This is a genomic window from Sorangium sp. So ce836 (genome assembly GCF_028553905.1).
GTDB lineage: Bacteria > Myxococcota_A > Polyangia > Polyangiales > Polyangiaceae > Sorangium > Sorangium cellulosum_D.
In genome coordinates, this window is the sequence record NZ_CP102233.1 from 5,820,122 (window position 1) to 5,842,838 (window position 22,717).

Annotated in this window: 19 protein-coding genes; 10 read left to right on the forward strand and 9 right to left on the reverse strand. The window is 71.9% G+C overall.

Features of this window, described 5'->3' with window-relative positions; all coding sequences use genetic code 11:
• Positions 1-357: 357 nt before the first annotated feature.
• The 3 genes from NQZ70_RS20990 (at position 358) to NQZ70_RS21000 (ending at position 2,481) form a co-directional block, all read left to right on the forward strand.
• Complete coding sequence (locus tag NQZ70_RS20990) at positions 358-537, forward strand: hypothetical protein (RefSeq protein WP_129575797.1); 180 nt, start codon at positions 358-360, stop codon at positions 535-537.
• A 17-nt stretch (positions 538-554) separates the two neighbouring features.
• A complete protein-coding gene (locus NQZ70_RS20995) occupies positions 555-1,475 on the forward strand; it encodes a pirin family protein (protein WP_129575798.1) in 921 nt (306 codons plus the stop codon).
• A 160-nt stretch (positions 1,476-1,635) separates the two neighbouring features.
• Complete coding sequence (locus tag NQZ70_RS21000; protein ID WP_129575799.1) at positions 1,636-2,481, forward strand: AraC family transcriptional regulator; 846 nt, start codon at positions 1,636-1,638, stop codon at positions 2,479-2,481.
• 120 nt (positions 2,482-2,601) lie between these two features.
• Here the strand turns inward: NQZ70_RS21000 and NQZ70_RS21005 are convergent, their stop codons facing one another.
• The gene (locus NQZ70_RS21005; protein WP_129575800.1) at positions 2,602-3,438 is read right to left on the reverse strand and encodes an SDR family NAD(P)-dependent oxidoreductase; all 837 of its coding nucleotides are present in this window, start codon (positions 3,436-3,438) and stop codon (positions 2,602-2,604) included.
• 391 nt (positions 3,439-3,829) lie between these two features.
• On the opposite strand from NQZ70_RS21005, the gene NQZ70_RS21010 reads away from it, so the two are divergent.
• Complete coding sequence (locus NQZ70_RS21010) at positions 3,830-5,476, forward strand: serine/threonine-protein kinase (RefSeq protein ID WP_129575801.1); 1,647 nt, start codon at positions 3,830-3,832, stop codon at positions 5,474-5,476.
• A 16-nt stretch (positions 5,477-5,492) separates the two neighbouring features.
• Here NQZ70_RS21010 and NQZ70_RS21015 read toward each other — a convergent pair whose 3' ends face one another.
• On the reverse strand, positions 5,493-5,723 hold the full coding sequence (locus NQZ70_RS21015) for a hypothetical protein (protein ID WP_237245475.1): 231 nt from the start codon (positions 5,721-5,723) through the stop codon (positions 5,493-5,495).
• Between the two features lie 274 nt (positions 5,724-5,997).
• On the opposite strand from NQZ70_RS21015, the gene minC reads away from it, so the two are divergent.
• Positions 5,998-6,840 carry a septum site-determining protein MinC gene (gene minC, locus NQZ70_RS21020; protein ID WP_129575802.1) on the forward strand — a complete coding sequence of 281 codons (843 nt, stop codon included), beginning with the start codon at positions 5,998-6,000 and terminating at the stop codon, positions 6,838-6,840.
• Between the two features lie 89 nt (positions 6,841-6,929).
• Here the strand turns inward: minC and NQZ70_RS21025 are convergent, their stop codons facing one another.
• Positions 6,930-8,657 (reverse strand): ABC transporter substrate-binding protein, encoded by a 1,728-nt coding sequence (locus tag NQZ70_RS21025; RefSeq protein WP_129575803.1) that lies wholly within the window; start codon positions 8,655-8,657, stop codon positions 6,930-6,932.
• A gap of 313 nt (positions 8,658-8,970) precedes the next feature.
• On the opposite strand from NQZ70_RS21025, the gene NQZ70_RS21030 reads away from it, so the two are divergent.
• Positions 8,971-9,642, forward strand: a complete 672-nt coding sequence (locus tag NQZ70_RS21030; RefSeq protein WP_129575804.1) for a cyclase family protein — start codon at positions 8,971-8,973, stop codon at positions 9,640-9,642.
• A gap of 33 nt (positions 9,643-9,675) precedes the next feature.
• On the opposite strand, the gene NQZ70_RS21035 is transcribed toward NQZ70_RS21030, so the two are convergent.
• Positions 9,676-10,641, reverse strand: a complete 966-nt coding sequence (locus NQZ70_RS21035; RefSeq protein WP_129575805.1) for a DUF4423 domain-containing protein — start codon at positions 10,639-10,641, stop codon at positions 9,676-9,678.
• A 151-nt stretch (positions 10,642-10,792) separates the two neighbouring features.
• On the opposite strand from NQZ70_RS21035, the gene NQZ70_RS21040 reads away from it, so the two are divergent.
• The gene (locus tag NQZ70_RS21040; protein WP_129575806.1) at positions 10,793-11,455 is read left to right on the forward strand and encodes a hypothetical protein; all 663 of its coding nucleotides are present in this window, start codon (positions 10,793-10,795) and stop codon (positions 11,453-11,455) included.
• Positions 11,456-11,527: 72 nt separating this feature from the next.
• Here NQZ70_RS21040 and NQZ70_RS21045 read toward each other — a convergent pair whose 3' ends face one another.
• The 4 genes from NQZ70_RS21045 to NQZ70_RS21060 all read right to left on the reverse strand — a co-directional run bounded on the left by NQZ70_RS21045 (position 11,528) and on the right by NQZ70_RS21060 (position 18,627).
• The gene (locus NQZ70_RS21045) at positions 11,528-11,971 is read right to left on the reverse strand and encodes an NADAR family protein (protein ID WP_129575807.1); all 444 of its coding nucleotides are present in this window, start codon (positions 11,969-11,971) and stop codon (positions 11,528-11,530) included.
• Between the two features lie 74 nt (positions 11,972-12,045).
• A complete protein-coding gene (locus NQZ70_RS21050; RefSeq protein ID WP_129575808.1) occupies positions 12,046-13,173 on the reverse strand; it encodes a substrate-binding domain-containing protein in 1,128 nt (375 codons plus the stop codon).
• A gap of 323 nt (positions 13,174-13,496) precedes the next feature.
• Positions 13,497-14,246, reverse strand: coding sequence for a trypsin-like serine protease (locus tag NQZ70_RS21055; RefSeq protein WP_165374079.1), 750 nt, complete (start codon positions 14,244-14,246; stop codon positions 13,497-13,499).
• Positions 14,247-14,688: 442 nt separating this feature from the next.
• On the reverse strand, positions 14,689-18,627 hold the full coding sequence (locus tag NQZ70_RS21060) for a serine/threonine-protein kinase PknK (protein WP_129575810.1): 3,939 nt from the start codon (positions 18,625-18,627) through the stop codon (positions 14,689-14,691).
• A gap of 200 nt (positions 18,628-18,827) precedes the next feature.
• Between NQZ70_RS21060 and NQZ70_RS21065 the strand changes: the two genes are divergently transcribed.
• The gene (locus NQZ70_RS21065) at positions 18,828-19,664 is read left to right on the forward strand and encodes an acyl-CoA dehydrogenase family protein (RefSeq protein WP_237245476.1); all 837 of its coding nucleotides are present in this window, start codon (positions 18,828-18,830) and stop codon (positions 19,662-19,664) included.
• 140 nt (positions 19,665-19,804) lie between these two features.
• On the opposite strand, the gene NQZ70_RS21070 is transcribed toward NQZ70_RS21065, so the two are convergent.
• Positions 19,805-20,626: a 1-acyl-sn-glycerol-3-phosphate acyltransferase gene (locus tag NQZ70_RS21070; RefSeq protein WP_129575811.1), complete on the reverse strand. Its 822-nt coding sequence runs from the start codon at positions 20,624-20,626 to the stop codon at positions 19,805-19,807.
• Between the two features lie 131 nt (positions 20,627-20,757).
• Between NQZ70_RS21070 and NQZ70_RS21075 the strand changes: the two genes are divergently transcribed.
• Both NQZ70_RS21075 and NQZ70_RS21080 read left to right on the forward strand, forming a co-directional pair.
• Positions 20,758-21,597, forward strand: coding sequence for an SDR family oxidoreductase (locus tag NQZ70_RS21075; RefSeq protein WP_129575812.1), 840 nt, complete (start codon positions 20,758-20,760; stop codon positions 21,595-21,597).
• A 120-nt stretch (positions 21,598-21,717) separates the two neighbouring features.
• Positions 21,718-22,593: a 1-acyl-sn-glycerol-3-phosphate acyltransferase gene (locus NQZ70_RS21080; RefSeq protein ID WP_129575813.1), complete on the forward strand. Its 876-nt coding sequence runs from the start codon at positions 21,718-21,720 to the stop codon at positions 22,591-22,593.
• Positions 22,594-22,717: the final 124 nt, after the last annotated feature.

The following is a 22,717-nucleotide window of genomic DNA, read 5'->3' on the forward strand; positions in this document are numbered from 1 at the left end:
AGATCACGCCTCGCCGGAGCCCCGGGATCGATGGGGAGTATAATCGATGATGCTGATCTTTGCGCGGGATACGGTCTGAAAAGTGGTTGCGTCGCACTGCGACCATCACGGCGCAATGCGGCGAGCGCGCAAGGTCTCTGTCGTCCATCCAGGCTGCACGCGCGGCGCTGAGGATAAAGGATCAGCGATCCGCCCTCGTGCGAATGCGACGATCTATTGACAATCGATCGACAGTCGTCGTCGCCCTTCGCCCGGCGAGGTCGGCCGTGACCTCGCGCGCGAGGAAGAACGGGATTGCGGCCCCGCGTGCCGGGGCGCTAGCTTGAGCGCTACGATCACAGGCGCCATGGAAGGAATGTGCTCAAGGTCCACCTCGCGTTTCACCGCCCGCCGGCGGAGGCCGGGCGCTCGCGGCTCCGGGCCGCGGCCGCGGGCTGCCCGAGCCGCGAGCGGGCGAGCTCGGGCGACGCGGTGGGTGATCGAGACGGTACCGATCGAGGGCTCCTCTGGGCGATCGTCGCCTCGAACGAGCCGTGAGAACCAAGGAGCTTTCGATGAGCCGATATCCCGACAAGGAACCGGAGTGCCTGGGCGCCGACAGCGCGAACATCGACCTCGTGATCGAGCCGCGCCCGCGGGATCTGGGCGGCTTCACGGTGCGCAGGTCGCTCCCGGCGGCGCAGCGACGTCACGTCGGGCCCTTTCTCTTCTTCGATCACATGGGCCCCGTCGACTTCGCGCCGGGCCAGGGGCTCGACGTCCGGCCGCATCCGCACATCGCGCTCGCGACCATCACGTATCTCCTCGAAGGGGAGTTCGTGCATCGCGACAGCATCGGCTCGGAGCAGCCGATCCGGCCGGGCGATGTGAACTGGATGGTCGCGGGGCGCGGCGTGGTCCACTCGGAGCGAACCGCGCCGGAGGTGCGGGCGCGCGGCGCCAGGATGCACGGGATCCAGACGTGGGTCGCGCTCCCGCAGCAAGACGAGGAGATCGAGCCGCGCTTCGAGCATCACCCGCGCCAGACGATGCCCGTCGTGCGCCGCCACGGCGCGGAGCTTCACGTCATCGCCGGGACCGCCTACGGCGCGAAGGCGCCCACAGGGGTCCTGTCGCCGACGCTCTACGTGCATGCTCGGCTCGAGGCCGGGGCGACGCTGCCGATCGACGACGAGCACGAGGAGCGCGCCGTCTACGTGGTCGACGGGGCGATCGCGTGCGACGGCAAGCGCTTCGGCGCGGGCGCGATGATCGTGCTCCGTCCGCGCGCGGCCGTCGCCGCGGAGGCGATCGGCGCGACGAACCTCATGCTCATCGGCGGCGCGCCGCTCGACGGGCCTCGCCACATCTACTGGAACTTCGTGGCGAGCTCCAAGGAGCGCATCGAGCGAGCGAAGGCCGACTGGCGCGAGGGCCGCTTCCCCACGATCCCCGGCGATGACGTCGAGTTCATTCCCCTCCCGGAAGGCGCGTGACGCGAGCCTGCGGCCGGCTCCGGGAGCACGGGATGCGCAGCGTCTTCCCGCCGCCGTCAGCGGGGCGCGTGCCTGGCCGTCTTTTCGGTGGACTTGGCGTCGTTTCGGTTGCCGCTCTCTCCCCGCGAGCACGCCGCGATGAAGGTGGTACGCTTCGCGGGTGAGCCACGACGATCTCGACCCCGCGCCGATCCGGTTCATGCGGCACGTGTGCCACGGTCATCCGGCGCGACCGATGCAGAGCCCGGCGGTCCACACGTATGTCGCCCTGGCCTTGCATGTCGGAGGCCGCATGCGGGTCGAGCATCGCGGCGAGTTCGAGCTGCGGGCCGGGCACCTCCACCTCATCCCGGCTGGCGACGCGCACCGCGTCCTGTCCGCGAGCCACGCGGAGGTGTGGGGGATCGGCTTCTGCCGGACGTGCCTCGATCCGGCGCGCTACGGCGACCTGCTCGCCCCGCTCGATCGCGTCCGGCGCGGGGCGTCGCCCGTGGTCGATCTGCCTGCGGCGCGGCAGGCGTACGTGCTCGATCTGCTCCGGGAGATCGAGCGCGAGCAGCAGGCCGCGAGCGCGCTGCCGGTGGTCTCCGAGAGCCTGCTCGCGCTGGTGCTCGCGGAGGTCGTGCGCGCGAGCGGCAGCGTCGGGGCCGCGCCCGCGCAGCGTCCTTCGATGGTGGCGGAGGCGCTGGCCGTGATCGAGGCCCGGTGCCTCGGGCCCCTGTCCTTGAAGGAGGTCGCGGAGGCGGTGCGCCGGACGCCTGCCCACGTGACCACCGCGGTCAAGCAGGCCACGGGGCGCACGGTGGTCGCGTGGATCGTGGAGGGGCGTCTGGCCGAGGCGCGGCGCAGGCTCCTCGCGACCGACGAGTATGTCGACGTGATCGCCGAGCGCGTCGGCTACGCCGATCCGAGCCATTTCGTGCGGTTGTTCCGGCGCCATCACGGCGTCACCCCCGCTGCCTGGCGCGCCCAGCACCGCCGAGCTCAGCGACCCGACCCAGGCTGAACGATTCAGCGCGGCGAGCCGACCCAGGTTCGGGTTGCTCTCCCAGACAGGGGTTGTCCCAACCTGGGTCGGGCTGAGACTGCCTCGACCTGGGTCGAGGCGCCGGGGCGCCTCGGCACATCATATCCACGGGATCATCCGACGGTGCTGCACGAGCTCGCCATAGGGAGCTGACGATCCTGCGGATTGCATGCAGAGCCAGAGGACGTCGTTCGCGGCATCCATCGGCGACTGCGCCGACGACATGTCGTCGAACCACGGACGCGACGCCTCGGTGTCCACCAACCCAGGGCAGACCGCGGCGATGAGGAGCCCGCGGCGCGCCGCCTCGTCCTTTTGCTGGCGCGCAACGACCTTCATCGAGGCGACCTGCGCGATCTTGGACGGGATGTTGATCCACGCCGGCCAGTGGTGGGCCTCCGCCTCGCCGCGCTCGACCAGCTCCACGTACTCGTCCATGACGCGCTCGATGTCTTCGAGAGATCGCGTGTCAGGGTCGAAGTGGTGGTGAAGCCGCGAGTCCAGCTTGCGCAGCGAGCCGAAGGAGCTCGCCACCACGAGGAACCGCCCGCCGTCGCGCAACAGCGGCACGAAGGCGCGGATCATCCGGTAGGTCCCGTGGTTGTTCGTGTCGATGAGGGAGCGGACCTGGGCCGCCTGCGGCAGGACCTTCACGATGCGCGCGGCCGCGTTCGAGAGCACGATGTCGATCCCGCCGTGGCGGCGCGCCACCGTCTCCGCCAGGGCCTGGACGCTGGCGTCGTCGGTCACGTCCAGCAGGGCCAGCGACGGCTGCAGACCTTCCTCGCGCAGGCGAGCCACGGCCGCCTCGCCGCGCGCAGGATCCCGCGCCGCCAGGTACACGGTGCTCCCTGCCGGCAGCTCCTGGCACAGCCGGGCGACCATCGCGTAGCCGAGGCCCTGGTTCGCGCCCGTGACGAGTGCAATTTTTGCCATCATCCCTCCTCGATACCGTGCGCCCGCGAAGAGACGGCCGCTTCGGCAGTCCTACCTCAACTCGGGTCGGATCTCCGCGCTTCTCGCGTCGCGGACCGGAGGCGCCGGGGACCGGAGCGCGGACGCCTCGGCCGCGTGCGGGAGGCGCGAGGCCGCCGCGCGGCGGCCAGGAGCCCCCGGCCCGGCCGGGCGCGCGCTCGCGGCGCGTGGTCCCGCGCCGCGTCGTGAGCGCTGGCGAGCGAAACATGCCGTAGAGGTGCGCATCGCGACGCTGTCGTGTGGGCTTGCGGGGTTGCGTGCGCGAGGGGTCATGGCGTTCGCGATTCAAAGGTCCCCGCGTTCGCGATACGCTGCGGACATGTCCCGGCCTCTCAACCCAGGTCGTTCGCGCATGGGCACGCTTGCCGGTCTGGGACACGGGGGCGGCACGGAGGTCACGGGCACGCTCCAGCCGCCCGCTCCGGATCGACGGCCCGATCCCGCGGCGAGAGACGTTTCGCGCGACGCCGCCACGCTCAGCGCGCAGCAGCCTCGGCCAGCGCAGCCGTCTCCTGCGGGGCCGCGCGACGCCGGGCGGGACGGGACCCGAGCGAAGCTCCAGACCGGCCGCCTCGTCGCTGGACGGTACAAGCTCGTGCATCCGCTCGGCCACGGCGCGATGGGCGAGGTGTGGCGCGCGCACGACGGCGTCCGGCGCTTCGATGTGGCGCTCAAGTTCCTCGTTCTCCCGCGGCAGAGCCTGCCCATCGACGCCATGGAGCGCTTCCGTTTCGAGGCGCAGGTCGCGGCGCAGCTCGGGCGGAAGACCGATCTCATCGTCACCGTGCACGACGCCGGTGAAGATCCCGAGGTAGGCCCGTACCTCGTCATGGAGTACGTGCGCGGCCGGTCCCTCCGGCAGCTGATTCAGGAGCGGGGGCCGGTGCCGGCGGCCGAGCTCGCTGCGCTTCTCGCCCAGATAGGAGAGGCTCTCTCGGTGGCGCACGGCCTCGGGATCGTGCATCGCGACATCAAGCCGTCGAACATCCTGCTCCGCGAGGGACGCGACGGCCGCCTGCGGGCCAAGGTCGCCGACTTCGGGATTGCCAAGTGGATACGCCAGGATCTACCGGCAGACTTTCCCCGCCAGACGGCGGAGGGCGTGGTGCTGGGCACGCCGGCCTACCTGAGCCCGGAGCACACCTGCGACGGGCACGCGGATCCGCAGCTCGACATGTGGGCCCTCGCGGTGGTCGCTCACGTGGCGCTCACCGGCCATCAGCCCTTCGCCGGCGGCACCATCGCCGATGTGCTCGCCTCCATCCTCGCCGGCGAGCGACCCTCGCTGTCGACGCTGGCCCCGGAGGCGCCGCCCGAGCTGGAGGGGTGGTTCGCGCGCGCTTTCACCCTGAATCCTGAAGAGCGATTTCCTTCCATCAAGCCGATGGTCTCCGCCTTCGTGGCCGCGGTCGGCGCCTTGGACGCGGCGCCGATCTCGGTGGGGCCGGTCTCGGCGGCGCCCGCTTCGGCGGCGCCCGCTTCGGTGGCGCCGGCCTCGGTAGCGCCGGCCTCGGTCGGGCGCGCTGCGCCGCAGCGGCGGGCCCGGGGGCATCTCGCGGCCGCTGGCCTGATCGCGGCGCTCGGGATGGGGATGGCGCTCGCCACCGCGCTGCCTCGGGCGCAGCTGCAGGGCTCGTCCGACGCGCTGCGCGCGGTCGGCGGCGAGGTGCGCGCCGTCGCCCGCCGCGCTCCCGCGGTGCAGACGTCCAGGGCCCCCCAGGCGGGCACGTGCTCGACCGTCCCGACGGCCGCCTTCGTGGCAGCGCCGCTCGCGACGGCGGGGCCCCACGCAGCGCCGCGCCCCGCCGCCGCCGTGGCGCTGGAGCCGGCGCCGCGCCCCGCCGCAGCGGCGGCGCCGGAGCCCGCACCGCGCCCCGCCGCACCGCGCCCCGCCGCACCGCGCCCCGCCCGCGCGTCCGAGGCGCCGCGGAGCACGGGCGGGGCGCTCCCCCGACAGCGCGCGACCGATTCGGGCGCGCGGAAGAGCGCGATCTTCTGAGCGGCGCTGGCGCCGGCTACCGCACCAGCGCCGGCGCGCTCAGCGCGGCAGCGTCCGTCATCCCGGCCTGGACGCGCGCGTAGATGCCGCACGCCTCGCCCGCGATGAGGTAGATGCCGTAATTGACCGACTCCCGCCGCTCGTTCTCCAGGGCCGCGAAGTAACGCTGCGCGATCCACCGGCCCTCGCGCGCCTCGGCCAGGGAAGCGCGCCAGACGTCGTCGGACGTGTGGCGCCCGAGGATCACCTCTTCTCCCTCGGCGCCATCATCGCTCTTGAGGCGCGCGATGGCGAGATCGAGGTCGCGAGGTAGGTCGCCGCCTCGAGGGCGCCCATGCCCCGGCGCGCGATGGGCATGGCCAAACCACCGTTGGCATCGCCCGCGGCGACCAGCCGACCGGCGACGCGCCGGCCCGACGGCGGCGACAGCCGGAGAGCGCCCGCCGGTTTTTCCGGCGCGCGCCGCCGGATCCGGGTTACAGTGCCGCGGCGGAAGCACCTTTTGGCGAGCGAGGACAGCGATGGTGTCGGGCAGGCGAGGGGAGAAGCGGCAGGAGCAGCAGGCGTTTGCGCTCAAGGGCACCATGCCCGCCATCACGATGCTGTGCCTGCGGACGGCGGATGTCTCGGCCATCGAGCGTCAGCTCGCCGACCACATATCGCAGATGCCGCACTTCTTCCTGCACCTGCCGATCCTGCTCGACCTCGACGCCCTCGGCGACGAGCCCGTCGACCTCGGCGCCCTCGCCGGCCTCCTGCGGAAGCACAACCTCGTGCCCATCGCCGTGCGCAACCCGACCGACGCCCAGCGCGAGCGGGCCGTCGCCGCCGGCCTCGGCGTGCTGCGGACGCCGCTCACGCGCTCGCCGCGAAAGGACGGGCCGGCCGAGGGGGCGACCCCCACGCCGGGGCCCGTCGCGGTGGGGCCTGCGACGGCCGACCGCGGGGCGGCGGGGGTCGCCGCCGACCGCGGCGCGGCTGGGCCCGCCCGGCGCCCGAGGGACGCCGCGCCGACGCCCGACGCGGCCGAGCCGCCGCCCGCCGGCCTCACCGTGCGGCAGCCGGTGCGCAGCGGGCAGGTCATCTACGTCCCCCACGGCGACCTCGTGGTCCTCTCGCCGGTCAGCTCGGGCGCGGAGCTCATCGCCAACGACAACATCCACGTCTACGCGCCGCTCCGCGGTCGCGCCATGGCCGGCGCCCACAACAACGCGGACGCGAGCATCTTCTGCATGAGCCTAGAGGCGGAGTTCGTCTCGATCGCCGGCCGCTATCTCATGGCCGACGAGATCCCCGACGAGCACCGCGGCAAGCCCGCCCGCATCTCGGTGCAGAACGACGGGCTCGTGGTCACGCGGCTGTAGCGCCAGCGGCGCATCCAGCGGAGGTTCACCGCAGGCGGCGGCCCGTCGCGCCGTTCGGGACGCCGCCGCTGGCCACCCGCCCGGGGCCTTCACCTCGGCCGGAGCTCGGTCAGGACGAGCAGGTACTCCGGCGGGTTGTTCGGCGTCAGCTTGGCGTACGGGTTCTCGGTGGTGGGGAAGCCGGTGAACCGCTTCGTGCTGTACTCGCCCCAGGACGGGTTCTTGAAGAGCGGGATCACCGGCGCCGCCTCCACGAAGATCATCTGGATCGCGTCGAGGATGCGCTTCTGGTCGCCCGGATCCGTCGCGGCCTCGAACTGCTGGAACAGCGGGTCGGCGTGCTTCGCCCCGAAGCGGTGCCAGTTGCGCGCGCTCACCTCGCCCACGGGCTTCAGGAGCTCCGTGCTCATGAGATCTCGATAGAAGTTGTACGGCGTCGGCTCGACCGTGGTCCACCCCATCGACAGGTCGAACGCGCCCTTCTGGAGCGCCGCGAAGAACGCGCTGAAGTCGTACGTCCTCATCTTCGCGTCGATGCCCACGGTCTCGAGGTTCTGCGCGATGATCTGCACCGCGCGGACCCAGTCCGACCAGCCGCTGACCACGTTGATCTCGAAGCGCATCGGCTTGCCGTTCCTCGTTCGGATCCCGTCGGCGCCCCTCGGATAGCCCGCGTCGTCGAGGATCTGGTTCGCCCGCTGCGGGTCGAAATGCACCCAGTCGCCCGCCGCCACCGCCTTCTCGTTGCGAAACCGCTCGTACGAGTCGTCCAGCCCGGTCGCGTCCGCGCCGTGCGTGTAGTTGTCGGCCGCGAGCTTGACGATCTGGTCCCGGTCGATGGCCATGCTGATGGCCTTGCGCACGCGGACGTCGTCGAACGGCTTCCTCGTCGCGTTCGGGTACAGCGTGGCCGTGCCGCCGACGAGCGGGAACCAGTAATGGTGGTGCGCCGGATCCTTGGCGACGAAGACTTGCTCGATGTCCGGCACGAACGCGCCCGCCCAGTCGATCTCGCCGTTGACGAGCGCCATCGTCACCTGATCGTTGCTCGGGTACGCCGGGAAGCGCAGCCCGTCGACCGCGGGCTTGCCCTCCTGCCAGTAATGCGGGTTCTTGCCGAGCTCGTACACCTGGTTCTGAAAGACCTTCACCTCGGTGAAGGGCCCTGTCGCCACCGGGTTCTCGTTCGCGAACGTGACCGGATCGGCGACGTCCTTCCAGATGTGCTCCGGCACGATCGGCTGATGGCCGATGTAGCTGAGCCCGGGGACATAGGGCCGCCTCAGGACGAACTCGACGGTCGTCTCGCTCTCCGCGGTCACGGCGCCGAGGAACCTCCACACCCCCGAGAGATCGAGCGCCGGGTGCTTCTTGAGCAGCGCGAACGTGAACGAGACGTCCCTCGCCGAGAACGGCTGTCCGTCCGACCACTTCACGCCCGAGCGGATCGTGAACGTGAGCTTCCGGTTCCCGTCGCTCCACGCGTAGCTCGTCGCGAGCCACGGCGTGTACTCGTTCCTCATCGTGTTGTAGATGAGCATCGGCTCGTAGATGCCGGCGACCGTCGGGAAGCGCACGCTCCCCTCGGCGAGCAGCGGGTTGAAATTGCGCACCCAGGTGGCCTGCTGCTCCCGCGCGATCGTGACCATCGCGGCGCCCTTCGGCGCAGGCTTCGACGCGGACGCCGCCGGCTCCGGCGTCGCCGCCCGCTCCGGCGCGACGGAGCTGCTCTCCGCGCCTCCGCCCTTGGAGCGACAGCCCGACCCCGCGCCGGTCGACAGCATCAGCGCCGACAGGAGGAGGGCTCGGCGCGGCACGGCTCGACTCATCCCAGGCATCCAGCTCTCCACGCGGGCACGCTCGATCTCCCCGCGATGATCCATTTCAATGACAGCACCCGACCCCGCGCCCGCTGCGGCACCCGTCCACGAGGCTCGCCCCGAGGCCCCTCGGGTCGAGCGCGACATCCCCGTGGTCACACTCTATCGGCGCATGTGGGCGGGTGTCAACTCGCCCGGATTGCCCGATTTCTGGATCTCTTCGCGCGTCTTCGCGAGACTGGCGGCGGCTCGGCGACCCGACCGCGCTCGCGAGAGGCGTCGCCGCGGAGACCCTCCCAAGGAGCGGACCGTGACCACCCCCGCCTCACGAATCCTCGTCGATCTGAGCCACGCCGTCGAGCACGGCATGGTGACGTACAAGGGCGTGCCGGCGCCCGTCCTCTGCGATTTCCTCTCGCGCGAGCAGTCCCGCGCCGTCTACGCGGAAGGTGTCGAATTCCACATTGGCCGCATCGACATGGTCGCGAACACGGGCACCTACGTGGACAGCCCGTTCCATCGCTATGCGGACGGCAAGGACCTCGCCGCCCTGCCGCTCGAATCGCTGGCCGATCTGGAGAGCGTGGTCGTCGAGGCGCGGGGTCGGTCCGGGCGCGCGATCGACGAAGGCGCCTTCGAGGGGCTCGACCTCGCCGGGAAGGCCGTCCTCGTGCGCACCGGCTGGAGCGACCACTGGCGCACGGATCGCTATTTCGAGGGGCACCCGTTCCTCACGCGGGGCGCGGCGCGGCTCCTGGCCGGCGCGGGCGCCGCCTTCGTGGGCGTCGACACCTACAACATCGACGATACGGCCGATCCCACGCGGCCGGTCCACTCCATCCTGCTCGGCGCGGACATCCCCATCTGCGAGCACATGACCGGGCTCGAACGGCTCCCCGCCGCCGGCGCCCGCTTCTTCGCCGTCCCGGTGAAGGTCCGCGCCTTCGGCACGTTCCCGGTGCGGGCGTTCGCCATCGTGTGAATCGCGCGCGCCGCTCGCCGCGGCGGGAGCGGCTCAGCCCCCGTCGAGCGGGAAGAGCTGCAGGTTGACGACGACCACGCGCTCGGGCGGCCGCGACTCGGCGATCACGGCGCGCATGTTCTGGAAATAGCTCACGTGGAGCTCGGAGAGCTTCGCGAGGTCTGCCTCGGAGACCGTGAACACGTTGAACGAGAAGCGCCCCTCGGCCTTGCGCGTGAGCCGCGAGAGCCCGACGCCGGCCCAGAAGCACTTGAGCCGGTGCTCGGCGTCAGGGTCGGGGCGCGTGTCCACGGTCCGGATCGGCGCGACGATCCACCGTCCGCGGCTCTTCCGGATCTGGCCGGCCTCGGCGAGCCGGTCGAGGCAGCGCGCCTCGTCCTCGACGGGGAACCCGAGCCGCCGCGCGATCCACCCCGGCTCGTGGCGCGGCAGCGCGCGGTAGGACGGCATGTCCAGGGCGAGCAGGATCGCGGGGAGCAGCGGCTCCTCGTAGACGGCGCGGCGCTGGGCCTCGAGCGTGCGCCACGCCGCGCTCGTGGCCGGGAGCGCCGCCGGGTCGGCGAAGAGGGCCACGAAGTCGAGCAGGCGCAGCGAGCAGGCCTCGATCATCCGCAGGAAGTCCGGGAGCCGCGGCTCGGCCTCGCCCGAGAGCCAGCGCGCGACCGCATAGCGGCTCCTGCCCGCGCGGCGCGCCACGTCGACGATGGGCGACATCGACCGCATCTCCGAGAGGAGCGCCGCGACGCCCTCGTCGGAAGCCGGGTCCGTGTGCGCGAGCCAGGCGGGCGTCGAGGGGAAGAAGCGCCCCACCGCCCCCGCGACGTCGACGCCGGCGCGCCGGGCCGCGACGAGGAACGTCGCCGCGGTCGGCCAGCGCCTGCCCGACTCCCACGTGTAGACGACGTTGGTGCGGAAGCCGAGCCGGCGGCTGAAGCCGAGCTGCGAGCGCCGGCCGCGGAGCGCGCGGATCAGCTCTTTTGCGAGGGATTCGTGGTTCACGTATCGCAGATTCGCACATATACAGGCCTGTTTGCTCTATGAAATGTGCGAAGCTGAGCTGGCGTCGCTCCGGGGGCCGACGCAAGGTAGGCCGCAGGAGGTCATGAACATGCGCGAGCGGCTTTGTCTTTCTTGGGTGGCGGCGGCGGTGATGAGCGTTGGCCTGTGGGGGTGCGTGTCCGGCGAGGGCGGAGGGCCTTCGGACGACACGGCGCCGGGCGGCCAGATCGGCGGCGTCCAGGTCAACGAGGGCGGGTGCGACGAGGAGAAGGAGGACATCGGCGCCGACGACGTCTCCCCGCTGGGCTTCTCGGCGCGAGACGCGCTCGCCGCCCTCTCCGGGGAGCGCTCCGCCCCGCTCGCGTGGGCGAAGGGCGGCAGCACCACGGCGACCGTCGCCGCGGGCGAGCTCGTCGCGGCGCGCTTCGTGCGGTCTACCGTGGCGGCGAGCGAGCCGGGGGGCGCCGAGCCGGCGCTCGCCGTGGACTGCGCGGATCACCTGCAGCTCGACGTGGCGCTGGCCTTCTCGACCGAGGACGGCGCGTTCGACGAGTCGTTCGCGGTCACGCTCAGGGTCCCGCAGGTCGGCGCGGGCCGCTTCTTTCACAGGATCGATCTCGACGCGCTCCAGGGCTCGTACGAGGTCACCGAGGTCGATCCCACCGAGTTCAGGGAGCTCTTCGTGTACCTGAGCGGCGAGCTGACCGGCAGCGCCGTCTCCGGCACGATCCATGGCGTCGCCGAGAGCCACCCGATCGGGACTGGGCCCGATGCGGTTGTATCTGCGCAGCCGTTCTCGGTGGCGGATTTCTGAGCTCCGCGGCAGGGCGCCGCCCGGCCGCTGCGAGGGCCCGTCGGACCTCCCGACGCGGGCGGCGGCTCGCCCTCAGGCCGGGCGGCGCAGCTGGTCGCGGATCTCCATCAAGATCTTCCCCAGCATGTTCCGCCCGCTCCCGTCGCCGCCGTCGGCCCAGTAGGCGTCGTTCGCGGTGTGCTCGACCAGCTCGGCGTCCCCGGTGTCGAGGAGGGCGCGCCGGAGATCCTCGTGCTGGGTGAACTTCGCCAGCACCGCATCGCGCATGATGTCGTCCTTCACCTGCTCCCAGTCGGGGCGCAGCGGGCGGCTCCGCTGGCGGCCCATGCGGGCCGCCTCGCCGGGGCCGGGGGCCGTCCGGATCTCCTCCTCGTGGTCCGTGCCGGCGAACTTCTGGGCCTGGAAGTAGTGCTCGCTCGTGGGCCACACCTTGCCTTTCAGCGTGACCGGGTGGCGCGAGAAGTTGGAGAAGACCCCGTGGGCGTCGCCGGCGCGATAGAAGCGGATGACGGTCATGGCCCGAGTCTATCCCACGGCGCCGGCGGCGCCCGGCGGGAACCGCGCCGGGCCTCCCGCGAGCTGCGCCGCCGCTACTGGATGGCGCCGATCGTGTTGAGGAAGTCGTTGTAGGCGTCGATCTTCTCCGACAGGACTACGTCGATGCCGATGTTGACCCGACCCATGTCGTCGACCAGCGGGGCCAGGATCTGCTTTGTCGCGTCGAGGCCGATGGTGTTGATGCCGTAGAGGATGTAGGGCACGAGGTAACCCTCGTAGTACTGCCGCTGGGTGTGCGTGGCCCGGATGCGCCCCTCGCGCATGTAATCGACGGTCTTCGGATCGTAATCGAAGGCGACGATGGGGACATCCTCGATGCCCGCGGCGTCTGCGGCCATCACGAGCCGGTACGAGATGTTGAACAGGCCGAGCATGCCGACGACGGGCGGGTCCGCGGCCTGGAGGACGGCCTTCATCTGGTCGACGTCGGCGTTCTCGTCGCCGACGAAGACGGCCTGGGTCACGGTGAACGTGTAGCCCGCCTTCCCGAACACATCCTGGGCCGCCTGCGTCCGGTCGAATGCGTCGGGCCAGTCCTTTCCGGTGATGCCCTGGATCAACACCGTGCCTGGCGGCTCGGGCAGCATCCCGAGCAGGGTGCTCGCGGCCGTTTTTCCGGCAGAATAGCCGAGCGATCCGACGTAGAGCGAGCGCTTCGAGTCCACCAGGTCGCTGTCGAACGTCACCACGTGGATGCCGGCGTCGGCCGCCTCGTTGATGGTGGCTTTGTTGACGTCGCCGAAGGGCGAGACGCCGATCCCCTTGGCGCCGTCCGCCACCGCCTGTTGGATCTGCTGGTTCTGAAGGTCCTGCGTTGTCGTGGGATCATCGTCCGACTGGTCCGTGGGCCCGAGCACATTCCCGATGGCCTCGAGCTCGCCGATGGCCCGGTTCGCACCCACGGAGATCGGCTCGAAGAAATCGGACAGGTTTTTCAGCAAGACCACCATCTGCATCGGCTCGAGCGAGCTCTTGTTGAGCTCGGCGACGAGGCTGTCGATCCTCGACTCGAGCTCCACCGGAAAGAACTCGTTGTCCGGTATCTCCGCCCGCGTGATGGTGTCGCCCTCGGTACCCTCGTCGCCGGCATCGCTCGATCCGCACGCCGCCGCCGCCAGCATGAGCCCGAAGGCCGCCCAGCATCGTCCGATCGTCTTCATGAGATCCCTCCTCGTCCGTGGTTCGCTCGGTCGCGCGGGATATCCTCGCGTGAAAGTCGATGCAGCAGCGATCATGCTCGATCCTTCGTGTTACGAGAACGAGGATCCGGCTGTCAAGGGGGATATAAATGTTCCGTAAGGGGGAGGTTTGGAGGCCGAGGCACAATTCAGGGGAATGTGTGACTCGGGGCACGATGGCCGGAGCCTGGTCCCGAAAAGCCGCGATCTCATGTCCGTGGATCGCGGCGTTTGGCCCGCGATGTGGGTGTGAAGGCGAGAGGAGGGAGAAGGAACCCTGGCGACGCCGCTCGGGCGACGCGGGGCTAGGGTGCGTTGACGAACTGGTCGATGAAGTCGAGGGAGAGGTCGACCCGCGCATGCCAGCCGTCGGTGCAGATGCTGGGGGCCTGCACGCCTCCGAACGACGTCACGCCGACGATCGTGGGGACGCCGTTCACGTCCATCAGCGCAGGCCCGCCCGAGTCTCCCTGGCACGTGTGGTGGTCCCGGTCGCCGAGACCTACCAGAGACGCGGTGACGGTGTGGACGGTGGTGGACACGTGGTACTTGACGCCGCCAAACCCCCAGATCTCATGATCATCGCCGAAGCCGATCAGCCGGCCCGGCTCGCCGACCCTGTCCTCGGTCAGCGGCGCCCGGTTGTACGGCAGCGGCTGGATGGCGACGGGCTCCTCGAGAATGGCCACCGCGACGTCGTGCCCCGCCTGTTTGTTCGTGTGGTCGTACGCGGGGTCGACGTGGGTCTCGACCACGTTCACCCAGAATCCCTCCTCACCATAGGAGTCGGTGCCGAAGAAGGCCGTGACGGTCCCGCCGTCGACCTTGTCCGGCGTCAAGCAGTGGGCCGCGGTCAGAAGCACCTTCGGAGCGATGAGCGAAGCGGTGCAGATCTCCCCAAAGTCCTCGCCTTCCGGGTAGATTCGCAGCATCGCCACGGCCGGATCGCCCTCGTCGACGGTGCCTCCGATGATGCCTGCGGGCGCCTCGTCCGTCTCGGCCAGGGGGAGGTCGTCCACCTCTCCCGTGCACGCCGAAAGGATTGCTGCGGCCACGAAAATCATGCCTCTTCTCATGATAAGCTCCGCTTGGCTGTCGAGCTGAGCGGGAGGGGCCAGGCGTGGACGTGGGCTGCCCCGAGAGCTCCCCGAGGACCGGAGAACGACGCTCGTCCGGCAAGCCCAGCGGCCTCGATCCTCGAAGCTCGGCTGGTCCCTGCGCCGCCGCTCGTTTGTACCTGGTGAATGCCGGCGACCTCGGTCGTCCTTCGCTCGAATGGCACGGACCGGGATCTTTTCCTGCTCGCGCATCACGGCGCACCGGGCGAGCTCGGAGCAGCGGCGAAGCGGGCCGCGCGACGCGCTACGGCGAGCGCTGCGCGCGCCGTACGAAGCCCGATGGAGGGACTTAGTAAGTCTAACTAACTTATCGTGGTGCGGCTCCGCCGCGGGGAGGCCTGGATGGCGGACGCATCGCCCTCGTCGGCGGACCGCGACGTCATCGATGCTCCCCCAGCCACGCCCGGGCGAGCGCGAGCGTGCGGGCGTTCTCGGGCACGTTATCGAGGAAGCCCGCGCGCCACGCGCGGTTCGCGATCTTCGCGGCGCGCGCCAGCAGCCGATCGCGGCCGAGCGCGATGGCGGCGCGGGCACCGCCGAGGTCGCCCGACGCCGCGAGCGCCTCGGCGTGCACCAGGTAGACCAGGGACTCGCCCGTCTCGAGGTGGCCGCGCGAGGTCACCGCCGCGGAGGCGAGCTCGGCGGCGCGCGCCGCGCTCTCGAGCGCCTCGGCGGCGCGCCCCTGGGCCAGCAGCACGTTCGCGAGCGTCGCGAGCACGCAGGGCACGAGCGGGGGGACGTCGGCGAGGAGCTCGCACGCATGGCGCGCCTCGGCCTCGGCCGCGGCGAGGTCCCCGGCGCGCCGGAAGACCTCGGCCAGGTAGATGTAGGTGCCGCCCTCGAGCCGCCGTTGGCGCGCCGCCACGAAGTGCCGGCGCGCCTCGAGCTCCAGGGCGCGCGCCTCGTCGAGGGCGCCGAGGTGGAGGAGCGCGCGGCCGAGGTTCTCCTTGGCGTGCGCCACCGTGTTCGCGAGCGCCAGGCGCTCGGCGTCGGCCAGGGCGGCGCGGATCAGGGCCGCGGCCTCGGCGTACGCGCCGAGCTCGTTGCAGAGGTGCCCGGCGTTGCTCCGCGAGCTGCACGCCATGCGCGCGTCGCCCGCCTGCGAGAAGCCGTGCGCCGCCGCCTCGCAGCGCTCCCGCGCGGTGCCGAGATCCCCCGCCAGGATCGCCCGGTGCATGCCGAGGCGCAGGATCGTCGCGCTCACGGCCGGGTCGCCCCGGAACCGCTCGGCCACCGCGTCGATCCGGCGGCACAGCGCCTCGGCGTCCTCGCACTCGCCCCGCAGGACCAGGAGCCCGCTCGCCGCCTGCGCCATCACGATGAGCTCGGCGCCGCGCGCCGCCCGCTCCGACCAGCGCGCGCACAGCGCCCGGGCGAGCGCCGTGGCGCTCTCTTCGTGGCCCAGCGGGGTCGCCGCCAGGGCCACCAGGTTCGCCGCGCGGTACCAGCGCACGCTGCCCTCCGGCAGCGCCGCCATCGCCGCGACCGCGTGCCGCTCGGCCGAGGCGAAATCCCCGCGGTAGCGGTGCGCCTCGGCCTTGATCGTGTCGAGCTCCCCGAGCTCGTCGCCGGCCGCGCCGCACGCGATCGCGCGCTCGGCGCGCTCGATCGCGGCCGCGTAGTCGTTGCCGCCGAGCGCCTGCTCGGCCGCGCGCCGGTAGCAGTCGATGGCGCGCCCGCGCTCGCCGCCGAGCTCGAAGTGCGTCGCCAGGACCATCGCGTCGGTCTCGCCCGACTGGGCGAGCCACTCGCCCGCGAGGCGGTGGCCGAGCGCCCGGTCGTCCTCGGTCAGCATCTCGTAGACCGCGTCGCGCAGGAGCGCGTGCCGGAAGGCGTACTCGACCTCGCCGTGGAACTTCGCGTCCGGCCGGCGCGCGATGAGCTCGCGCTGCTCGAGCTCCGCGAGGCCGGCGTCGAGCTCGGGCTCGTCCACCCAGGCGCCGAGCAGCGCCCGCGCCGCCCCGCGCCAGAACACCTCCCCGAAGACGCTGGCGGCGCGCAGCAGCCGCCGCGCCTCCGGCACGAGCCCGCCGAGGCGCGCCTGCATCATCGCCAGCACCGTCTCCGGGACGCCGCCGGGGCCGCCCTCCATCGCCGCGCGCACGAGCTCCTCGAGGAAGAACGCGTTGCCCGCCGATCGCCCCACGATCTCGGCGACCGTGGCGGCCGGGGCGCCCGGACCGAGCGCCTCCCGCGCGAGCCGCTCGCACGCCTTCAGCGACAGCTCCTTGAGCCGGAGCTCGGTGAGCGCTCGATCTCCCCAGAGGCCGGGGAACGCCTTGCGCACCTCGGGGCGGGCGAGCGCCAGCACCATCAGCCGCTCGCCGGCGAGGAGCCGGAGCGCGGCGTCGACGTACTCGACGGTCGGCCGGTCGCCCCAGTGGAGGTCCTCCAGGACGAGCAGGACCGGCCGGGCGGCGCACTCGGCCCGGGCGAGCTCGACCCACGCCCACTGCATCTGGTCGCCCATGCGCTTGGCGTCCTGCCGCGCCGCCTGGAGCAGCACGCTGTCGTCGTCCGGGAAGGGCGTGCCCACCATCTCGCCGAGGAACTCGGTGACCGGCCGCCGCAGGGGCTCGGGCACGTGCGCCGACACGCGCGCGGCGAGCTTCTGCCGGCGCGCCGCGATCGGCTCGCCGTCGAGCAGCCGCGCCGCGCGCCGGACGATCTGGCCGAGCATGCCGAACGGCGCGCCCACGCGCATCGAGTCGCCGCGCGCGGTCCAGATCTCGACCGGCTCCCCGCGCGCCGCGAGGCGCCGCACGAGCTCGTGGCGCAGGCGCGACTTGCCCACGCCGGCGCCGGCCGTGACCAGCACCGCGCGCGCCTCGGACTCGGCGGCGCACTCGTCGAAGGTCGCCTGCAGGAGGAGCAGTTCGTGCTCGCGTCCCACGCACGTCGTCGGCTTCCCGAGGAGCCGCCGCGCCTCGTCGGCGGGCTCGATCTCGCCGGCGAGCACGAGCGCGCCCGCGCCGCGCGAGACCTCGAAGCGGTCGCTCAGGAGGGCCGCGGTCATCGGGTCGAGCAGGATCGGCGGCGCGCCGTCGGCCGGGCCCTCGGCGCGGCCCTCAAGCAGCGCGCTGGCGCGGTCGATGACCTGCTCCATGGGCTGCGTGCGCTCGACCTCGTCCCAGCCGGTCGCGAGGGCCACGCGCGCGCCGGGCAGGAGCCCGCGGATCGTCAGCGCGCAGCGCGCCGCGCTCGTGGCGAGCTCGGTGGGCGAGCCGGCCCCCGGGAGCAGCGCCGCGAGGGAGCCGTCGCCGAGCAGCTCGAGCTGGGCGCCGTGGCGCGTCACGACCTGGCGGAGCGCCTGCGCGGTCAGGGCGAGGGCGTCGAGCGGGAGGGCGCCGCCGAGCGGGGCGGTGCGGTCGGCGGCGGCGAGGCCGCGGCCGATGTCGCCCGCGCCCGCGGCGAGGATCACGCTGGCGACGCGGCGCTCGCGGCCGGTGAGGGCGGCCGACGAGGCGGGCGCGCTCGACGAGGCCGGGCCGGCGACCCGGGCCTCGAGCGCGCGCAGCGCCTCGGCCACGGCGGCGGCGCTGGCGGGCCGCGCGGCGGGCTTCTTGGCGAGCAGCCGCGCGACGAACGCGTCGAGCGCCGCCGGCAGCCCCGGGCAGAGCGAGCTCGGCGGCGGCGCCTCGTCGAACACGACCTTGGCGAGCGTGGCCACGAGCTGCGCGGCGGCGAAGGGCGGCCGGCCCGTCAGGCACGCGAACAGCACGCACCCGAGCGCGTACAGGTCGGCGCGGGCGTCGATCTCCTGCTCGCCGGTGACCTGCTCGGGCGGCATGAAGGACGGCGTGCCCAGCGTCTGCCCCTCGCGCGTCAGCGCGTACGTGGCGTCGCGGAGGTGGACGAGGCCGAAATCGACGATCTTGACGCGATCGAGGTCGCCCTGCGGGAGGAAGAGGTTCTGCGGCTTGATGTCGCGGTGGACGACCCCCTGGCCGTGCGCGGCCTCGAGCCCCTCCGCGACCCTGGCCGCGAGCCGGAGCGCTGCGGCCGGCTCCAGCCGCCCGCTCGCGAGCCGCGCGCCGAGGTCCTCCCCCTCGAGCCACTCCATCACGAGGTACGGCTCGCCGTCCGCCATCACCCCGTGATCGACGTACCGGACGATATGCGGGTGCTGCAGCGCGGCCAGCGCGCGCGCCTCGCGGGCGAACCGCTTGAGCGCCTCCTCGCTCGGATCCCGGAGGACCTTGATCGCCGCCGGCTCGCCGGTCGCGACGTGCCGCGCGAGGTAGACCGTGCCGAGCGAGCCTGCCCCGGCCCGCCGCTCGATGGTGTACTGCCCTCCGGCACGCTCGCCCGGTGTCATGAGGACAGCAGTATCGCACGGGAGAGCCGTCCGCTGGCTTGCGCGCGCCTCCGGGCGGCGCGGTATCCAGAACACCGCTCGACGGCTCCACGCCATCGCTCCAGGGCGCGAGCGCTCATGGATAGAGCCCCCGGCGAGCGACCTCAGGTGAGATGCGCCTCGTGCTCGGGCCTGCTGCGCGAGGGTAGCCGCGCCATTTCGTGCGCGGTCCGCTATCCTTTCGATCGATGGAACTCCTATCGACCTTCGCCTCGGGGACAGTCGGCGACGCGGCGCGCGGCGGGGCCGGCGCCGATCGACTGGCTGTGGCGTTCGCCGCTGGCTACCAGGCGGCGCTTCGCGCGCTGGTACCCGGTCTCTGCACCGTCGGCAGCTTCCTGGTCACCGAGGAGGGCGGCGGTCACCCCGCGGCGATCCGCACCCAGCTGGGCGACGGGCGGCTGGTCGGACGCAAGCGCTTCGCCACCCAGGGGATCGAGGCAGAGACGCTGATCGTCGTCGCGTCGTCCGGCGCGGAAGGCGGGCGCAACCGTCTGCATGCCGTGATGATCCCGGCGGACCGCCCCGGCGTGATCCGAACCCGGCTTCCACCGACCCCGTTCTGTCCCGAGATCGACCATGCCGAGGTCCACCTCGACGTCGCGGTCCGACCGGATGAAATCCTTCCCGGCGATGGCTACGACGACTACCTCAAGCTTTTCCGCACCATCGAGGATATCCATGTCCTCGCGGCGACGCTCGGGTTCGTCCTCCACACCGCGACCCGCTTCGCCTGGCCGCGCGGGGCGATCGAGCGCCTCCTGGCGCAGATCGCGCCTGCTTCCGCGCTGGCCGCGGCGCCGCGCGAGCCGGCGGTCCACCTGGCGCTCTCGGGCTGGCTGGCAGGGACAGAGCGACTCCTCGCGGATCTCGCGCCGGAGTGGGCGCAGGTCGACCCCGACTGGCGTGCCCGCTGGGAACGCGACCAGCCGCTGCTCTCGGTAGCTCACAAGGCGCGCGTGCAGCGCACCGAGGCCGCCTGGAAGCGCCTCGCGTAACGGCGCGGCCGCCCATCGCGCCCGCTCTCCGGCGGCACGGTCGCTCGGCGTGCCGCGCGCCCGCCGGCCCGGGCGCCCGATCGCGCGACGGCGCGCGGAGGAAGGCCGTCGTGAGGTGCGGCCGGGCGAGGCGCCGCGGCTCAGCCCTCGCAGAGCGCCGCTCGCGCCTCTCGCACGAGCTCTTGGACTCGCTCGTGCGCCACGCTCCTCAGGGTCTCGACGTCTGCGCCCGCGGCGATCGGCTCACCGAAGACGAGCCCGATCTTCGTCGCTGGCGACGAGGTGACGCGCCGGTAGTGGATCGGAAACGGCTCCTGGAAGTACGACGTCCCCTGGCCGCCGTACGCGATCCCGATCGGGACGATCTCCGCGCCGGTGCGCTGCGCCGTGATGAAGGCCCCGGCCCGGAAAGGCCGCACCTCATCGCCGATGAACGTGGTGCCCTCCGGGTAGACGAGCACGCCTTGGCCTCGCTCGATCGCGTCGCACATCGCGTGGATGACCGCGGCGCCGCTCTGCTTGTTCGCGCGATCGACGAAGAGCGTCCCCACCTTCCGCGCGGCCCTGCCGATAACCGGCCACCGCGAGAGATCGGCGCGGCTCACCATGTTCGCCTCCACGAAGGCAAGATTCACGAAAATGTCAAGCATCGACCGGTGATTCATCACGAAGACCCGCCCGCGGCCCTGCGCGTCGACGGCTGGGTAGCGCCCGTCGGCGGTCGGGAGGCCTCGTGCCGTCACCTCGAGGCCGAAGACCTGGAGCAGCGCCTTGCCCCAGCGGCCCACCCATTTGTAGGTCACCGTCTGCCGCGACGCCTCGTCGCTCGTCAGTAGCTCGGCGTCGAGGCAGGCGACGGCGCTCCAGGTGACGCCAATCAAGCCCGCCGTGCGGGCGACGACACGGGCGTCCCGGAGGAGATGGAATGCGGGGATGGCTGCTCGTTGCTGGGTGGTGTCCATGGGCGGCCACTCTATCGTGATCTCGGCGACGCGTCCTCAGAACAGCGCGGCCGGCGGCGAGGAGATTGCGTGGCCCCAGGGGATCAGGATCTACCCCCAGGACCGTGCCCGTCTCGTGCTATGACGGCCGCATGCGTCTCAGAGATCGTGTCGTTTTCATCACGGGAGCCTCCCGCGGCATCGGCCGGGCCGTCGCCCTCATCTGCGCGCGTGAGGGCGCAGATATCGTGGTCGCCGCGAAGACCGAGGTCGCCGACAACCCGCGCCTGCCGGGGACCATCCACGACGTCGCCGGCGAGATCGCGGCGCTCGGCCGCCGCGCGCTGCCGCTCAAGCTCGATGTGCGCGACGACGAGGCCTGCAGGAGCGCCGTCGCCGCGGCCATCGAGCGCTTCGGGCGCATCGACGCCCTCGTCAACAACGCCGGCGCGCTCTTCTGGGCAGATGTCCTGGACACACCCATGAAGAGGTTCGACCTCGTCATGAGCGTCAATGTGCGCGCCTCGTTCGCCCTGTCGCAGGCCGTCCTCCCGCACATGATCGCGCAGAAGTACGGGCACATCGTCATGATGTCGCCGCCGGTCGACGTCTCGGTCTGCGCTCACCACGGCGCCTATGCGGTCTCCAAGCTGGGGATGACGATGGTCGCGCACGCCATCACCGAGGAGTACGCCGAGCACAACATCACGGCACACGCCCTTTGGCCCGCCACGGCGGTCGAGAGCTACGCGACCAAGAACTTCGGCCTCGGGGGCCCCGAGATCTGGCGCAAGGCCGACATCCTCGCCGACGCAACGCTGGCGCTGCTCGCGCGAGAGCCGTCGGCCCGACCCGGCAAGGCGTGGATCGATGAGGATCTGCTCCGTGAGGAGGGGGTCACCGACTTCTCTAGGTACCAGTGCGTGCCGGGCGTGGAGCCCCCGCACATCGGCTTCACGGGGCTCCCCAAGGTCTCCACGGCGAAGCCGTGAGCCGAGGCGGGGATCACTCCGCACGACGGACGGCGGCGTTCGGCCTCGTGCCCACTCGGGCGGAGCCGAACGCCCTCTTTTCGTCAGGCGCGCACCCCGATCACCAAGGAGGGTTGTTGCATGAACGATTCGCTTGAAGCAGCCAGCACCGATCGGGCGACCCATGCCGAGCAACAGGCCGATAAGGCTGGCCAGACGCCGACGCTGGGCCCGATGCCACGGCGGGATCTTGCGATCTGGACGGGTCAAGTGTTTCCCGCGCTCCGGGCGCTCCTCCGGTGGGGGTACTTTTCCATTGACGTGGAGGGCGCGGAGCACGTGCCGCGGAGCGGGCCCGTCATCTATGCTCCGAACCATGCCGGATGGTTCACGCTGGATACCCTCGTCGGGGCGCTCGTGATGGCAGAACAATTCGGTCTGGAGCGGCTCCCATGGGCCGCCGTCCAGGACGAACTGTTGAAGACGCCGAGGATCGGCGCCTTCTTCGAGGGCATCGGCGGGTTTCCGGCGTCGTGGCTGAAGACGCCCGAGGCGCTCCCGCCCGCGATCGACGTCCTGTGCATCTACCCGGAGGGGACCGAAGGCAACTGCAAGTCGCTTCTGCACGCTTATCAGATGCGGCCGTGGCGACCGAGCTTCGTGCGCCTGGCGGCCGCGCGCGACGCGTCGATCGTGCCCCTGGCGATCGTCGGTGGCGAGGAGAGCATGCCGTCGATAGCTCCGATCCGCTTCTTGAAGCCGCTCGTCGGCACGCTCCTGCCGCTGCCGCTCTCCCTGCTGCCGCTCCCCACGCGGTGGAAGTTCATTTTCCACGAACCCGTGCGCGTCAGCAGCGTCGAGGTCGGCTCCCCCGGAGGTGACAGCGAGCGTCAGCGGCAACGTGTCCGAGAGATCACGGCTTCCATCCAGGAGCGCGTCCAGCGCACGCTCGACCGAGAGACGGCGGATCGGAAGCTCGTGCGCCTGTCGAAGGTCGTCAAGCCGTGGCTGCGTTGAGCGCAGCCTCTCTCCAGCTCGACGAAGCCCGCCAGCGACGGCCGCGCCCGGCCGCCATCTCCCCCGAGACATCAGGCGGTCGCGCGACGCCGCCGTGAGGCGGCTCGGAAGTCCGGCCACCTCT

Excerpts from the sequence above, each read along its gene's own strand:
- NQZ70_RS21045 (WP_129575807.1), bottom strand. The coding sequence starts at position 11,971 with ATGACCGTCATCCGCTTCTATCGCGCCGGCGACGCCCACGGGGTCTTC.
- NQZ70_RS21075 (WP_129575812.1), top strand. The coding sequence starts at position 20,758 with ATGCGTCTCAGAGATCGTGTCGTTTTCATCACGGGAGCCTCCCGCGGC.
- NQZ70_RS21040 (WP_129575806.1), top strand. The coding sequence starts at position 10,793 with ATGAGCGTTGGCCTGTGGGGGTGCGTGTCCGGCGAGGGCGGAGGGCCT.
- minC (WP_129575802.1), top strand. The coding sequence starts at position 5,998 with ATGGTGTCGGGCAGGCGAGGGGAGAAGCGGCAGGAGCAGCAGGCGTTT.
- NQZ70_RS21010 (WP_129575801.1), top strand. The coding sequence starts at position 3,830 with ATGGGCACGCTTGCCGGTCTGGGACACGGGGGCGGCACGGAGGTCACG.
- NQZ70_RS21060 (WP_129575810.1), bottom strand. The coding sequence starts at position 18,627 with ATGACACCGGGCGAGCGTGCCGGAGGGCAGTACACCATCGAGCGGCGG.
- NQZ70_RS21070 (WP_129575811.1), bottom strand. The coding sequence starts at position 20,626 with ATGGACACCACCCAGCAACGAGCAGCCATCCCCGCATTCCATCTCCTC.
- NQZ70_RS21005 (WP_129575800.1), bottom strand. The coding sequence starts at position 3,438 with ATGGCAAAAATTGCACTCGTCACGGGCGCGAACCAGGGCCTCGGCTAC.
- NQZ70_RS21050 (WP_129575808.1), bottom strand. The coding sequence starts at position 13,173 with ATGAAGACGATCGGACGATGCTGGGCGGCCTTCGGGCTCATGCTGGCG.
- NQZ70_RS21080 (WP_129575813.1), top strand. The coding sequence starts at position 21,718 with ATGAACGATTCGCTTGAAGCAGCCAGCACCGATCGGGCGACCCATGCC.
- NQZ70_RS20995 (WP_129575798.1), top strand. The coding sequence starts at position 555 with ATGAGCCGATATCCCGACAAGGAACCGGAGTGCCTGGGCGCCGACAGC.